The 14,919-nt window shown below is 72.0% G+C and carries 10 protein-coding genes and 1 pseudogene; 3 read left to right on the top strand and 8 right to left on the bottom strand.

The annotated features are described in order from the left end of the window. Positions 1-21: 21 nt before the first annotated feature. Complete coding sequence (locus tag ASE25_RS01305) at positions 22-858, bottom strand: sigma-70 family RNA polymerase sigma factor (protein ID WP_056822199.1); 837 nt, start codon at positions 856-858, stop codon at positions 22-24. Between the two features lie 154 nt (positions 859-1,012). Between ASE25_RS01305 and ASE25_RS01300 the strand changes: the two are divergent. Continuing rightward, positions 1,013-1,450: pseudogene (locus ASE25_RS01300) on the top strand (SDR family oxidoreductase); the annotation flags it as partial. 12 nt (positions 1,451-1,462) lie between these two features. On the opposite strand, the gene ASE25_RS01295 reads toward ASE25_RS01300, so the two are convergent. From ASE25_RS01295 to lysX, 7 genes are all read right to left on the bottom strand, one after another. Beyond that, positions 1,463-1,834, bottom strand: a complete 372-nt coding sequence (locus ASE25_RS01295) for a hypothetical protein (protein ID WP_056822192.1) — start codon at positions 1,832-1,834, stop codon at positions 1,463-1,465. Between the two features lie 60 nt (positions 1,835-1,894). Further along, positions 1,895-3,076, bottom strand: coding sequence for a zinc-dependent alcohol dehydrogenase (locus ASE25_RS01290; RefSeq protein WP_056822189.1), 1,182 nt, complete (start codon positions 3,074-3,076; stop codon positions 1,895-1,897). A 44-nt stretch (positions 3,077-3,120) separates the two neighbouring features. Beyond that, on the bottom strand, positions 3,121-4,803 hold the full coding sequence (locus ASE25_RS01285) for an alpha-amylase family protein (protein ID WP_056822187.1): 1,683 nt from the start codon (positions 4,801-4,803) through the stop codon (positions 3,121-3,123). Beyond that, positions 4,800-5,813: a TIGR03885 family FMN-dependent LLM class oxidoreductase gene (locus ASE25_RS01280; RefSeq protein ID WP_056822186.1), complete on the bottom strand. Its 1,014-nt coding sequence runs from the start codon at positions 5,811-5,813 to the stop codon at positions 4,800-4,802. Before ASE25_RS01280 ends, ASE25_RS01285 begins: the two co-directional genes overlap by 4 nt. Before the next feature lie 144 nt (positions 5,814-5,957). Continuing rightward, positions 5,958-6,857, bottom strand: coding sequence for an SGNH/GDSL hydrolase family protein (locus ASE25_RS01275; protein ID WP_056822183.1), 900 nt, complete (start codon positions 6,855-6,857; stop codon positions 5,958-5,960). A gap of 100 nt (positions 6,858-6,957) precedes the next feature. Beyond that, positions 6,958-8,073, bottom strand: a complete 1,116-nt coding sequence (locus tag ASE25_RS01270; RefSeq protein ID WP_056771259.1) for an esterase family protein — start codon at positions 8,071-8,073, stop codon at positions 6,958-6,960. After that, on the bottom strand, positions 8,064-11,429 hold the full coding sequence (gene lysX / locus ASE25_RS01265; protein ID WP_056822179.1) for a bifunctional lysylphosphatidylglycerol synthetase/lysine--tRNA ligase LysX: 3,366 nt from the start codon (positions 11,427-11,429) through the stop codon (positions 8,064-8,066). Before lysX ends, ASE25_RS01270 begins: the two co-directional genes overlap by 10 nt. Positions 11,430-11,675: 246 nt before the next feature. Here lysX and ASE25_RS01260 point away from each other — a divergent pair, with 246 nt between their 5' ends. Beyond that, positions 11,676-13,199 carry an FMN-binding glutamate synthase family protein gene (locus ASE25_RS01260; RefSeq protein WP_235508489.1) on the top strand — a complete coding sequence of 508 codons (1,524 nt, stop codon included), beginning with the start codon at positions 11,676-11,678 and terminating at the stop codon, positions 13,197-13,199. Beyond that, positions 13,196-14,917 (top strand): thiamine pyrophosphate-dependent enzyme, encoded by a 1,722-nt coding sequence (locus ASE25_RS01255; RefSeq protein WP_056822174.1) that lies wholly within the window; start codon positions 13,196-13,198, stop codon positions 14,915-14,917. Before ASE25_RS01260 ends, ASE25_RS01255 begins: the two co-directional genes overlap by 4 nt. The last annotated feature ends 2 nt before the right edge of the window (positions 14,918-14,919 follow it).

Raw genomic sequence — 14,919 nt, 5'->3', positions numbered from 1 at the left:
CCGCTGCCTCCGCCGGGTCGCTCAGGAGGCGGTGCCCATCTCCGCGGCGGCCTCGGTGGGCGGGGTGGGTGTGACCTGCTCGGCGAGGTGGTCGTGGAGCCGGACGGTGATGCGCCGCAGGGTCCGGGAAACCTGCATCTGGCTCACGCCGCGCACCTCGCCGATCTCGCGCTGGGTCATGCCTTCGACGTAGCGCATGAGGAGCAGCTCGCGCTCGTCGTCGTCGAGCTCGGTCAGGGCCTCTGCGAGACAGACGCGGTCGTCCGCCCCAGCGAGGTCGTCGTCGTCCGCGGCGAGGAAGGCTGCGAGGCCTGGCCGCTCCTCGTCGGAGGGGCTGCAGTCGAGCGACAACGGGCGGAAGCCGGTGGCTGCGGTGGCCACCTCGCGGACCTCCTCGACGGACGCACCGACGGCCTGGGCGAGCTCTTCGTCCGTGGGGGTGGCGCCGAGCTCCTGCTCGAGACGGCCCCGGACGGACTGCAGGTTGGCGCGGAGCTCCTGGAGGCGTCGCGGCGGCCGCACGACCCAGCCGCGGTCACGGAACCATCGCTTGAGCTCGCCCGAGATGGTGGGCACGGCGTAGGCGGCGAATGACGGAGCATGGCCGGGTTCGTAGCGGCGGACAGCCTTGACGAGGGCCAGGCGCGCGACCTGCACGAGGTCGTCGTGCTCGACGCCACGCCCGTCGTAACGTCCGGCCATGGAGGCGCAGAGATCGAGGTAGAGGTGGACGATCTCCTCGACGATCGGCTCGGAGTCCTCCGGTGTGCGAGCGGCGGCGAGGCGGCGGAAGAGCTCGGACGTCTCGGCGTCACGCTCGGCGAACGACAGTCGGGGATGCAGAGGGTGCTGCGACATGACTCATCTCCGGATTCCGGTGACGGAGTCGGCGCTGTGATTGGACCGCTCAGACGACTCGACAGTGCCATGCAGGAGCCCCTTCGCGCAACGGTCCCTGCGGACAAACGTCAGGTCCGCGTCCGGTCGGCTGCCACAGCCGCTCGTGACGCCGGACGTCGCCATCAGCCACCTGCCGGCCGAGCAGCCCGACGCCGAGGACACCCTCGCCTGGATCGAGAAGGCGGGCCGCACGGGCGTCCTCGTGCCCGGAGACCTCGTCGAGCGCCAGGCCTACGACCCGTCACCCGGGCTGCTCGATTACGCAGCCACCAAGGCCGCGCTCAACAACCTCACCGTCAACCTGGCAGCCTCATTGGGCCCCAGGGGAATCCGTGGCAACGCGGTCGCGCCGGGTCCGATCTGGACGCCGTTGCAGCCGGCGCCGCGTGACAGCAGGAAGATCGAGAGGTTCGGCGCGGACACGCCGCTGGGACGCGCCGGTCGGCCTGGTGAGGTCGCTCCGGCATACGTCTTTCTCGCGTCCCCGACGGAGGCCAGCTACGTGTCGGGCACCGTCCTCGGAGTGACCGGTGGCGGCGCGGTCTTCTGAGCCCGGCGACGGTCAGCCGTCACGCTCCCACGGAGCCTCCTCACCCATCTTCGCGTAGTACTTCGCGAGGTGGCTCCGGACCCGGTCGCGGTCCTTGTCCGGCAGGTCGACCCCGCCTCGTGAGCCCTGCATGACCGCGGCAGCGGCCATGACCGCGCGCGGGACGGCCCTGAGACGCCCGTCGACCACGTCGGCGAAGAGGAGCTTGTAGGCCGTGAAGTTCGTCTTGCTGTCCGCGTCGTACCAGACGTGCGCGTCGCGGTACTTCTCGTTGGGCCCCTCCTCCGCGCCTGCCCACGCCCGCACCCGCTTCTCGGCGGCGTCGCCGTCCCACTCGCGGTCGCGGTCGGCGAGAGGAAGGTCCTGGAAGCTCGTCACGCTCATGAAGGCGTCTCCTTGTCGTGTGGTTGTCTGGGCTGTGGTTGGACCGGTGAGCCGTGTCGCTCAGGGGCGGAGGACGACCTTGAGGCATTCGTCCTGCTTCTCCTGGAAGACGCGGTAGAGGTCCGGCGCGTCCTCCAGGCTGCCGTGGTGGGTGGCGAGACTCTCGAGTCCCAGGACGTCGTCGTCCGTGCGGACGATGTCGAGGAGCTCGTCGCTCCAGCGGCGCACGTGGCACTGGCCCATCCGAACCGTCAGGCCCTTGTCGAAGAGCTCCATCCTCGGCATCGGGTCGGCCATGCCCCCGTAGACGCCGCTGATGGACAGGGTGCCGCCTCGGCGCACGGCTGCGACCGCGGTGTGCAGGGCCGCGAGCCGGTCGATCCCGAAGGTCTCGATCGCTCCGCGGGCGATGGGCTTGGGCAGGCGGCCGGCGCCCGCGATGACCTTCTCCGAGAACGGGTTTCCGTGGGCTTCCATGCCGACCGCATCGATGACCGCATCCGGTCCTCGACCTTCTGTCAGGTCCTTGAGGGCCCGCGCTACGTCGGTGTCGGACGCATCGATGACCTCGGCGCCGCGGGCCCGTGCCTTCTCGATCCGGTCGGGCACGAGGTCGACGCCGATGACCCGGCCGACACCCCGGTGCAGCGCCGACCGGACGGCGAGCTGACCCACCGGCCCCAGTCCCAGGACGGCCAGGGTGTCGCTGCCGTTGACGTCGGCATACTCCACGGCTTGCCACGCCGTGGGCAGGATGTCGGAGAGGTAGAGGAAGCGCTCGTCGGGCATGTCGTCGGGGACGACGATGGGCCCGAAGTCGGCGTGCGGCACCAGGACCCTCTCCGCCTGACCGCCGGGCACCGAACCGTAGAGGCTCGTGTAGCCGAAGAGGCTGGCGCCCCTGCCGGAGTCGGTGTTCTGCGTCGTCTCGCACTGCGCGAACAGGCCGCGCTGGCACATCCAGCAGCGACCGCAGGAGATGTTGAACGGCACGACGACACGATCGCCGACGGCGAGCGTCGCGACACCTGGACCGACCTCCTCGACGATCCCCATGAACTCGTGCCCGAGCACGTCCCCCGGCTTCAGGTACGGCGCTAGCACCCGGTAGAGGTGCAGGTCCGAGCCGCAGATCGCCGTCGAGGTGACGCGCACGACGGCATCGGTGGTGTGGGCGATGTCGGGATCGGGCACGTCGGTCACCCGGACGTCCTCGATCCCGTGCCACGTCAGCGCCTTCATGTAGCGGAAGTACCCGCGGTGGCCCGAGGGAAACGTCCGGGGCGTCAGAGGAGTGGGTCCTCGCCCTCGCGGACGAGGAGCAGCCAGCGGTAGCCGTACGGCTCGATGTCGACCTCGACAGGCCCCGACGGCGGCACGGTGACGTCGGGACGGTCCCCGAGGACGTCGACGAGCCGGGAGCCGACGGGCAGGTCGGGCACGGTGAGGGGCACGATGGCGCCGTCCTCGCCGAGGTTGTGCAGCGCGACCATCGCCCAGTCACCGGAGCGGCTGACGTGCGCGAGGACGGCCGGCACCGGGTGGTCGAGCACCTCGACGGTCGCCCACCCGCTCTCGGGGAGCTGGCGGTAGCGTCGCGCCAGACGGCGGACGAACCACCACAGCGACTCCGGGTCGCGGCGCTGGTCGGAGACGTTGACGTGCTCCGGGCCCCAGACCCCGGAGGGCATCGGGCGGGTCAGGCGCTTCGGGGCGGCGGAGGAGAAGCCGCCGCTGGGTGTGGGCGTCCACTGCATCGGGGTCCGCACCGCGAGCCGGCCCGGGACGTCGAGGTTCTCACCCATGCCGATCTCCTCGCCGTAGAAGAGCACGGGCGTGCCGGGCAGGGAGAACATGAGGGCGTATGCGAGCCGCACCCTTCTCTGGTCACCGCTCACCATGGGCGGCAGGCGTCGTCGCAGTCCCCGGTCGTAGAGCTGCATCTCCGGATCGGGTCCGAAGGCGTCGAAGACCTCGCGTCGCTCCCGCGTGGTCAGCTTGTCGAGGGTGAGCTCGTCGTGGTTGCGCACGAAGCTGGCCCACTGGCTCGTCACGTCGAGCGGCGGCCGCTCGCGCAGGGCCTCGGCCAGCGGTCCGGCGTCTCCGCGGGCGAGGGAGAGGTAGAAGCGCTGCATCCCGATGAAGTCGAACTGCATGTTGAGACCGTCGCCGTCGTCACCGCCGAAGAAGCGCCGCTGCTCGGGGTAGGGCAGGTTGACCTCACCGAGGAGCACCGCGTCCCCGACGCGACGGGTGACGAACGACCGGACGTCGCCGAGGTAGCGGTCGGGGTTGAACGCGTCCGCGTCGTCGACGCCCGGCACCCCGTCGCGGGCGAAGAGGAACGGCACGGCGTCCACCCGGAAGCCCGACACGCCGAGCTCGAGCCAGAAGCCCAGCGTCCGGGAGATCTCCTCCTGGACAGCAGGATTCGCGACGTTGAGGTCCGGCTGGTGCTTGTAGAAGTGGTGGAGGTAGTAGTCGCCCGTCTTCTCGTCGCGCTCCCAGATGCTGTCCTCCTGGTCGGGGAAGACGACGTCCTTGGCGCTCGACCGCGGCTTCGTGCGGCTCCACACGTAGTAGTCTCGGTACGGGTCCTCACGGCTGCGCCGGGCGGACTTGAACCACGGATGCTGGTCGGAGGTGTGGTTCATGACGAAGTCGATGATGACCCGGATCCCGTGGGCACGGGCGGTGCGCATGAGCTCGACGAAGTCACCCAGTGTGCCGAGGCGTGGGTCGACGCCGAAGAAGTCGGTGATGTCGTAGCCGTCGTCCTTGCGGGCCGTCGGGTAGAAGGGCATCAGCCAGAGGCACGTCACGCCGAGGTCGGCGAGGTACTCGATGCGGTCGGTCATCCCGCGCAGGTCGCCCACCCCGTCGCCGTCGGAGTCCTGGAAGGTCTCGATGTCGGCGCAGTAGAGGACGGCGTTCTTCCACCACACGTCACCCGTGTCGCTCATCCTCATCGGTCCTCCCCCCGTGCGCCCTGAGGTGAGGCGCCCTGCGCCGCAGGGCTGGTCACCGACAGCTGGGGCAGCACGGAGGTGCCGAACGCCTCGATGAAGGGTGCCTGGTGCTGGCCGACGAAGTGCACGTAGAGCTCGTCCCAGCCCATGTCGGCGTAGTCCTGGAGCCACTGCGCGTGGCGGTCGAGGTCCCCCGAGACGAGCACCGCCTCGCGGACCTGGTCCGGCGAGACCGTCTCGCCGATGAGGTCGAAGGCCTCGACCGTCTCGGTGTCCCACGCGACGGGAGGCCCGATCACGTTGCTGCGCCACTGGTCGTGGGCGACGTGCAGGGCCTCGTCCTCCGTGGGAGCCCAGCTCACGTGCACCTGCAGGCGGGCGGGACCGCGTCCACCGGCGTCGCGGTAGGCCGCCAGGACCGCGCGCAGCGTCTCGGGTGGTTGGTTCACCGTGATGAGGCCGTCGGCCCACCCGGCGTGACGTGCGGCCGTCTCTGCGGTCACCGCCGGCCCGACGAGGTCGGGCACGGGATCCGCGAGGGTCCAGAGCCGCGCCCGGTTCACCGACACGAGCCCGTCGTGGCTCACCTCCTCTCCGGCGAGGAGGCGACGGATGACGTCGACGCACTCGACGAGGCGGGCGTCACGGACCTCCTTGCGCGGCCACACGTCACCGGTCACCCGCTCGTTCGAGGCCTCGCCCGACCCGAGCGCGGCCCAGAAGCGTCCGGGGAACATCTGTCCGAGCGTCGCGATGGCCTGCGCGGTGACGGCGGGGTGGTAGCGCTGCCCCGGCGCGGTGACGACACCGAACGGGAGGGACGTGGTCGCCAGGGCCGCGCCCAGCCAGCTCCACGCGTACCCGGACTCGCCCTGCCGGCTGCTCCACGGCGAGATGTGGTCGGACGACATGGCCGCCGTGAAGCCGGCGTCCTGCGCCGCGCGGACGTCCCGGAGCAGCTGGGCGGGGTCGATCTGCTCGTGCGAGCAGTGGAAGCCGATGACGGTCATGCCTCCCCACGCAACCGCACCTGAGGGTGCCCCGTCAACGCCCAGCGGTCCGGCGTGCCTGCGGCTGTTGGGATCTCGACTGAACGGGTATGAGGCAAGATTTTGTCGATCCAGCCCACACTCCAGCCCCACTCCGGTCGACCCTCAGGACGCCCCACGCCACGCCGCGACCGCCCCCGCCGTGGCGAGCTCGTCCACGACGGCGGTCGAGAGCAGGGTGTGGCCGCTCGCGTTCGGGTGGTCACCGTCGTCGAGGAGGTCACCCGTCGGATCCCGGGTGCCCGAGGTGCCCTTGAGCGGGCTGTACGCGTCCACGTAGACCGCGCCCGTCGACGCGGCCACCTGGTGGACCGTGTCGTTGACCAGGCGGGTGAGCTCGTCGCTGCCGAGGACGAAGTCCTCGCCGAGAGCCCGGCCGACCGAGCCGTCGACCGTGACGTTCCAGTAGCCGAGCAGGGCGATCCGCAGGTCGGGACGGTGGTCGACGCGGCGGATCGCCGCGATGATCCGGGTCAGGCCGTCGCGCAGGCCGGCGACCGTGGCGGACCAGCAGTCCGACCCGGCGGCCGGGAAGCAGCCCTGGTCGTCGACCCGGTCGAGATCGAAGTCGTTGGCCCCCACCTCGACGAGCACGAGGTCGGCGTTCGCGAGGTGGCCACGGGTGGACGAGGAGCCGAGGTCGTCCTCGACGTCCGACGTGGTCCAGCCGCCGTTCGCGTCGTTGTGCACCACCCAGCCCCGGTGGGTCAGCGCGCCGAGCCGCTGACCGACCTGCTCGACGTAGCCGGTGCAGCCGCACGTCTCGGCCGACGGCACGGAGTCCCCGAGACCCACGAGCGTCAGCGGTCCGGACGGCGTCGTCTCGGAAGCGGACGGCGTCGCGGGAGCCGGGCCCACCGTGGTGGCAGACGCGTTCGGTGCCGCGCCGGGATCTCCCAGGAGGGTCGGCGGTCCGAGGCCGGGCACCACACCGCTCAGGCCCAGGGCGGCGAGGACGGCCAGGCCGAGCAGCGCCGCGACGAGGTGGCGAGGTCGCGGGCGCACCCCGCGCACCCCGCGCACCCCGCGCACCCCGCGCCCCCGGCGCCGGCCCCGGCCCGGGGGCCCGTCAGGGGCCCGGCCCGACGGCATACGTCGTCCGCTCTCAGGCACGGAAGCCCGGCAGGGTCTGGGCCAGCCACGCGAGGGCGGCCGGGACGTAGGGGGTGAACACCGAGTCCCGGTGGCCACCGTGTGCGAGGACGGTGCCCGTCACGTCGAGCGGGCTCCGGGCGACGCTGAGGAACTTCGACGTCGTGGGGTAGGACAACGTGTCCTCGCGGGAGGTGAGCACCCACATCGCCACCGGCGGCGGCGCGGTGTGCGCCATCGTCACGAGGTCGTAGCCGCGCTGGGTCGCGGTCGTCAGGGGGTCGTAGGCCGCACTGAAGTCCGGACGGAAGTAGCCGAGGAGCACGACGGCGGCGCCGAAGACGTCGGGGTGGCGCATCGACAGCGACGCTGCGCACCAGGCGCCGTAGGAGTAGCCGAGCGTGGCCCACGACGTCCGCGCCAGCGTGACCCGGAAGTGGTGCGCGGTCCACGCGGGGATGTCGTGGGCGAGCCACGTGTCCGTCTGCGGCTCTCCGACTCCGCCGTTGACGCACTCGGTGTCGAGGCTCGCCGGGGTGTCGATGCGCGGGACGACGACGATCGAGGGGGCCAGCCGGTGCTCGGCGGTCAGGGCGTCGACGGAGCTGAGGAAGTCGAGCTTGAGGAAGCCCTTCGGCCCGCTCGGGAAGCCGTGCAGGCCGAGGATGACCGGATACGTGCGCGAGGACCTCGGGTCGTAGCCGACGGGCAGGTGGACGTAGACCTGGCCCTCGGCGTTCGACCGCGTGTCGACGACCGTGTACGTCTGCAGCCGCGAGCCCGGCTGGGGGAGGGGTGGCAGCACGGCCGGTGTCGTGACGCCGCGGAGACCGGGACCGGCCACGGCGGCCGTGACGACCTCGGGGCTCGTCCCACCGTGGTGCACCTGGACGGACGTCGAGCGGGAGCCGAAGAGGTCACCCCAGCTGGAGTAGAAGAGGTACTGGTCGTTGAGCGCGGCGCCTGCTAGGGCGAGGACGAGGACGTTGAGCAGCACGACCTGCACGCCTCGGACGACGGCGCGCGAGATGCCGGAGCCCCACCGGGGCAGGCCGGCGACGACCAGTCCGAAGACGACGAGCGCGAGCACGGAGAGCAGGACGACGGGGCCGGGATCGGTCAGCTCCATGCGGGGCTCGTCTCTCGGTCGGCCCGACGCGTGCTCATCGGACGCACGAACGGGAACGTCAGCACCGAGCGGATCGAGGTGTGGGTCAGGAGCATGACGAGCCGGTCGACACCGATCCCGAGACCTCCGCTGGGTGGCATCCCCAGCTCGAGGGCGTGGAGGAAGTCCTCATCGACCTCCATCGCCTCGGGGTCGCCTGCAGCGGCCTTGAGCGACTGCTCGGTGAGCCGCGCCCGCTGGTCGACGGGGTCGGTCAGCTCGCTGTATGCCGTGCCGACCTCCATCCCCGCCACGACGAGGTCCCAGCGCTCGACGAGCCCGGCCTCCGTCCGGTGCGGCCGGGTCAGGGGCGAGGTCTCGACGGGGAAGTCGGTGTAGAAGGTGGGCAGCATCGTGACCGGCTCGACGAGCTCGGCGTAGAGCTCCTCGATGACGGCCCCGGCGCCCATCTCGGGGCGCACCGTGATCCCGTGGAGCTCGGCCAGGCCGAGCAGCACGTCGATGTCGGTGTCGACGGTGACCCGCTGTCCGACCGCGTCGGAGACCGCGTCGAGGACCTTCACCACCGGCCACTCCCCGCTGATGTCGACGAGGTCGACCCCCTGCGTGCCGTCGTCGTCGAGCGCGTCGAGCCCGTCGCGATGCGGACCCGGGACGGGCAGCGGGATGACCTCCCGGCCGTGGACGGTGCGTGCCGCGGCGCGGACGAGCCGCTCGGTGAGGTGGCGCATCGTCGTGTAGTCGGCGTGCGGCTGGTAGACCTCGAGCGAGGTGAACTCCGGGTTGTGCGTGGCGTCCGCCCCCTCGTTGCGGAAGTTGCGACCGAGCTCGAAGACGGGACCGAGTCCGGCGACGAGGAGCCGTTTGAGGTGCAGCTCGGGCGCGATGCGCAGCGACAGGTCGACGCCGTACGCGTTGATGAACGTCCGGAAGGGGCGCGCGCTCGCACCACCGTGGGTCGTGTGCAGCATCGGGGTCTCCACCTCGAGGAAGCCGGCGTCGCCGAGCGTCCTCCGGATCGACCCGACGACGGCCGAGCGGCTCCGGAGCAGCTCGACGTCGCGCGGGTGGACGAGCAGGTCGGTCGAGCGCCGGCGCGCCCGGGTTGCCGGGTCGTCGAAGGCTCGGAACGGGACGGGGTGCAGGCACTTGGCCTCCATCCGCCAGTCGTCGGCGAGCAGGCTCGGGGTGCCGGTGCGGGACCGGCCGGTCGTGCCGTCGACGCGGACGAGGTCGCCGACGTCGACGAACGAGGTGAGCCGGTCGAGGCATTCCCGGCCGAGGCGGGCCGCGTCGAAGATCACCTGCAGGCGTGACTCGCCGTCGACGAGGGTCGCGAAGGCGACGCCGCCGTGGTCGCGCACCTCCCTCACCCGTCCCACGACGGACAGCGTTCGTGGGGCCTGCCAGGCGTCCGGGCCGAGGGTGGCGATCGGGGTCGTCGTCACCGAGGCCGCGCCGACCGGGTAGGCGTCGACCCCGGCCGCGCGCATCCGGTTCAGGGCGGCGGCGCGGTGGCGGAACTGGTCGGACCGGCGCGGGCCGAGGCCCTCGACGTCGACGGGCGGCGCGCTGATCTCGGCCACCTGGGCGAGGTGCTCGGCGTCGAGCTCGGTACGGCCGGTGCGGACGTTGCGGATCGACGGGTGTCGCACGAAGCCCTCGGCCGCCCCGGCGGCGAGCGCGACCTGTGGGAGGGACACGGCGTCGTCGTAGCAGAGGAAGCGCGGCTGCCACGCCGGCTCGTACTTCTCGTTGGCCCGGTAGAGGCGCTCGAGCTGCCAGACGCGGTCGAAGAAGCCGAGGACCGACGCGCCCACCCGCGTCAGCGACCGGGACCCCAGCCGCTCGGCGTCCTCGAACACGGAGCGGAACATGCAGAAGTTGAGCGAGACCCGTGCCAGGCCGAGCCGGCGGGCGTGGGCGAGTAGCTCGCTCACCATGAGCTCCGTGACGCCGTTGGGGGCGTCTGGGGAGCGCCGCATGACGTCGAGCGAGACGCCTGAGCGTCCCCACGGCACGAGGGAGAGCACCCCGACGAGCGACCCGTCGGCGGCGTGGGCGGTCACGTGGAGGACGTCCCCGTCGGCGGCGTCGCCGCCGCGGCCGAGGGCCATCGAGAAGCCGCGGTCGGTCTCGCCCCCGCGCCACGCCTCGGCGCGGTCGGTGATCTCGGCGACCTCGTCGGCCCGCAGCTCGCGCTGGCGACGCACGCGGACCTCGAGTCCGGCTCGGGCCGCCCGCGCCACGGCGTGCCGGACCGGCGAGAGCGAGGCCCTCCGGAGGTCGAAGCGCGCGGGGTCGAGGATCGCCTCGTCCCCGAGGAGCAGCACGCGCATGCCCCCGGTGGCGGCGTACGCCCGGGCGCCGCGCTCGCTCGCGCCGACGACGGCCGGCACCCAGCCGAACTCGCGTGCCTCGGCCCGCCAGGCCTCGATCGCCGGTTGCCAGCTGTCCGGATGCCCGACCGGGTCGGCGCTCGCCAGGGAGACCCCGGCGACGACCCGGTAGGTGACGGCGGCCCGACCGTCGGGGGAGAAGACCGAGGCCTTGTCACGACGGGTCGCGAAGTAGCCGAGGGAGTCCTCGGCCCCGTCGCGGGCGAGGAGGCCGCGCAGCGCCACCTCGCGGTCCGGCGACCAGCGGCTGCGCGGGCGGGCCGAGGCGAGGAAGAGAGTGACGGCCGCGAGGATCGTCAGGCCGGCGCAGACCGCCACGACATCGACGACCCAGGGTGGGACGAGCGCGAGGGTGCGGCGGCTCACACCCCCGAAGACGGCGAGCACGGTGTCGAGGAGGGGGTCGACCTGGGAGCGGGGAGCACCGACGGCGCCGAGGAGCAGCCAGGCCACCCCGAGCGTCACGACGGAACCGACGGCGAGCGCAGCGAATGCGAGGCCCCACGAGCCACGCTGGAGCCGGCCGGTGAACTCGTGCCGGATCCGCCAGAGCCACCACAGGGCCAGGGCTGCGACGAGGGTCGAGACGATGTCGAGTCCGCGCCCGAGCTCGCCGCGACTCACCCACATCTCGGTCCGGGGGAGCCGTGCGGCCGGCACGAGCGCCACGAACCCGACGTAGATGCCCAGGACCTGGAAGACGGCGACGAACCACAGCCCGATCCGCTTGCGGCCCAGCAGCGCCCGAGTGGCCAGGGCGAGGACGACCACCGACACGAAGGTCGGGGCCACCGGCACGTTGAGGAGGCCGAAGATGCCCTCGGCGAGGAACGGGTGCGGTCGGCGTCGGGCCAGCAGGGTCAGCAGCAGTGCCACGAGGGTGGCGAGCGCGTAGAGGCCGGTGAGCAGTCGCGCGGGACGGTGCGAGGCCGGCGCCCGCAAGGTTCGGGTGCCCATGTCGCAGACGATCCACCTGCGCGCTGGACGGTCGCTGGGCGTTGCCTGCGAACGGCCCCACAGGCCGCGCCCAGCCCACATCCAGTGTCGTACGGGCCCGACCGGCTCAGGAACCTCTCAGGTATGCGGTCCACCGTCGCGGGTAGGTCTCGGGTGGACGCGAACGTCGGAGTGCTCGTCCCGAACGGGCACCCGGGGCGAACGAGCACGGGTCGCGCAGGCGGCACGTCGGGCGAGGAGGCAGTCGTGGGTCGAAGCAGGTGGGTGGTCGGCGGAGCCGGGGCGGGTGCGGTCGGGCTCGCGGCCTGGGACCTCCTCCAGCGCAAGCACACGATCCTGCGGCGCTATCCCGTCGTCGGGCACCTGCGCTACCTCCTGGAGGACATCCGCCCCGAGCTACAGCAGTACTTCATCGAGCGGGACTGGGACGGCCGCCCGTTCGACCGCGACACCAGGTCGGTCGTCTACGAGCGGGCCAAGGGCATCCATGGCGAGCGCCCGTTCGGCACCGAGCTCGACGTCAACGAGGTCGGCTACGAGTACCTCGTGCACTCCGCTGCGCCGGTCGACCCACCCGACGAGCCGGCCCGCGTCGTGGTCGGCGGCCCCGACTGCTCGAGGCCCTACTCCATGGCGCTGCTCAACGTCTCTGCGATGAGCTTCGGGGCCCTGTCCGCCAATGCGATCCGCGCGCTCAACCAGGGTGCTGCCCTCGGCGGCTTCGCCCACGACACGGGCGAGGGCGGCCTGTCGCCCTACCACCTCGAGCACGGGGGCGACATCGTCTGGGAGATCGGCACCGGCTACTTCGGTGCGCGCACCAAGGACGGTGACTTCGACCCGGCAACCTTCTCCGACAAGGCATCCGGCGACTCGGTCAAGTGTGTCTCCCTCAAGCTGAGCCAGGGCGCCAAGCCCGGCATCGGCGGGGTGCTGCCGGGGGCCAAGGTGACGAAGGAGATCGCCGACATCCGCCAGGTGCCGCAGGGGGAGAAGTGCGTCAGCCCGTCGAGCCACCGCGTCTTCCGCACGCCGGCGGAGCTCATCGAGTTCATCGGGCGCATGCGTGAGCTGGCCGGCGGCAAGCCCGCCGGTTTCAAGCTCTGCGTCGGCTCCCGGGTCGACGTCCTCGCCATCTGCAAGGCGATGCTCGAGGTCGGCACGACGCCAGACTTCATCGTCGTCGACGGCTCCGAGGGTGGCACGGGTGCTGCGCCGCTCGAGTTCGAGGACCACGTCGGGATGCCGCTCACCCACGGCCTCATGACCGTGCACAACGCGCTCGTCGGCGTCGGCCTGCGTGACCGTGTGCGCATCGGCGCGAGCGGCAAGGTCGCGGCCGGCAACGACATCGTCAAGCGCGTCATCCAGGGGGCGGACTACACCAACTCGGCCCGCGCCATGATGATGGCCGCCGGCTGCATCCAGGCCCAGCGCTGCCACACCGACAAGTGCCCGAGCGGCGTCGCCACCCAGAACCCGCGCCGCGCGCGAGCGCTCGACGTCGGCGACAAGAGCGAGCGCGTCCAGCGCTACCAGCAGGCCACGGTCGACGAGGCGATGCGGATCATGGCGGCCATGGGTGTCACGGACCCCTCGCGCCTGACGCCGCACCACCTGCGGCTCAACGTGTCGGCGACCCGCAACCAGTCCTACGCCGAGCTCTACGACTGGCTCGCGCCGGGGCAGCTGCTGGCCGAGCCCCCGCGGGACTGGGCCCACGACTGGGCCGCAGCCAGCGCCGACCACTTCGGCGGGAGCCCGTCATGACCACCGTCGCCGAGCACATCATCACCTCGTTGGCGGACGCCGGGGTGACGCAGGTCTGGGGCGTCGTCGGCGACGCCCTCAACCCGCTGACCGACGCCATCCGCACGGAGGACCGCATCGAGTGGGTCGGGGTGCGCCACGAGGAGGTGGCGGCCTTCGCCGTCAGCGCCCAGGCGCAGCTGACCGGCACGCTCGGGGTGTGCATGGGCACGGTGGGACCGGGGTCGATCCACCTGCTCAACGGGCTCTACGACGCGAAGAAGTCGCACGCGCCGGTCCTCGCCATCTGCGGCCAGGTGCCGAGCCCCGAGATCGGGACCGACTTCTTCCAGGAGGTCGACAACAACGCCCTCTTCGCCGACGTCTCGGTGTGGTCCCAGACCCTGACCTCGGCGGGACAGCTGCCCTACCTGCTCGAGCAGGCCGTCAACGCGGCACAGTCGATGCGCGGCGTCGCCGTGCTGACGCTGCCGGGCGACGTCGGCGACCTCGCACTCGACAAGGGCGTGCGTCCCGCGACGTTCGCACCGACCGCGGTGCCGGCGCCAGCACCGGTCGCGCAGGTCGAGGCCGCCGCCGCCGCCCTCGCCGGTGACGTCCCCGTGACGCTCCTCGTCGGGTGCGGTGCGCGCGGGGCCCGCTCGCAGGTGCTCGAGCTGGCCGACGTGCTCGCCGCCCCGATGGTGCTCACGCTCAAGGCGAAGGAGGGACTCGAGCACGACAACCCCTTCGAGGTCGGCCAGTCCGGCCTCATCGGCAACCCCGCCGCCGCCAAGGCCATGGACGACTGCGACGTGCTCGTCCTCGTCGGCACCGACTTCCCCTACCGCGACTGGTACCCGACCGGCAAGACGGTGATCCAGCTCGACGCGCGCGGGGAGCACGTCGGCCGGCGCACCCCCGTGCAGCACGCCCTCGTCGGCGACGCCGCGTCGACGCTGGACCAGCTCCTGCCGCGCCTCCGCCGACGCGAGGACCGCGGGCACCTCGAGAGCGCGCGCACGGCATACGAGACGTGGCATGAACGTCAGCGCTCGTTGCTCGACCCGGACCACGACCGCACGCTCCTCGGGCGGGCCAGAGCCGTCCTCGACAACCCCGACGAGCGCATCCGGCCGGAGGCGGTGGCGGCCGCCGTCGACCGGCTGGCGCCCGACACGACGATCTTCACGAGCGACACCGGCATGTCCACCGCGTGGCTCGCCCGGTTCGTGACGATGCGTGGCACGCGTCGGCTCGTCGGCTCCTACAACCTCGGCTCGATGGCCAACGCGATGCCGATGGCGCTCGGAGCGCAGGCGCTCGACCGCACTCGTCCGGTCGTGGCCTTCGCCGGCGACGGTGGACTGATGATGCTGCTCGGCGACCTGCGCACCGCGGTGACCTATCGGCTGCCCGTCGTCGTCGTGGTCTTCGACAACGGGCGGCTCGGCATGGTCAAGCTCGAGCAGGAGCAGGGTGGGCTGCCGGAGTTCGGGACCGAGCTCGACAACCCCGACCTCGCTGCGGTCGCGGCGGCCATGGGTCTGACGAGCCGCCGGGTCACCGAGGCCGACGAGCTCGACGACGCCGTGACGTGGGCCCTCGCCACCGACGGCCCGGTGCTGCTCGACGTCGTGACCAACCCCGACGAGGTCGCGATGCCGCCCAAGCCCAAGCTCGCCCAGGGCTGGGGCTTCGCCATCGCCAAGGCCAAGGAGGCCGTGGAGAGCAGGTAGCC

Origin of the sequence: Terrabacter sp. Root85 (genome assembly GCF_001429185.1) — a bacterium.
Lineage (GTDB): Bacteria > Actinomycetota > Actinomycetes > Actinomycetales > Dermatophilaceae > Terrabacter.
Note: the sequence above shows the minus strand (reverse complement) of the source record. Positions and strands in the feature narration are given on the sequence as shown.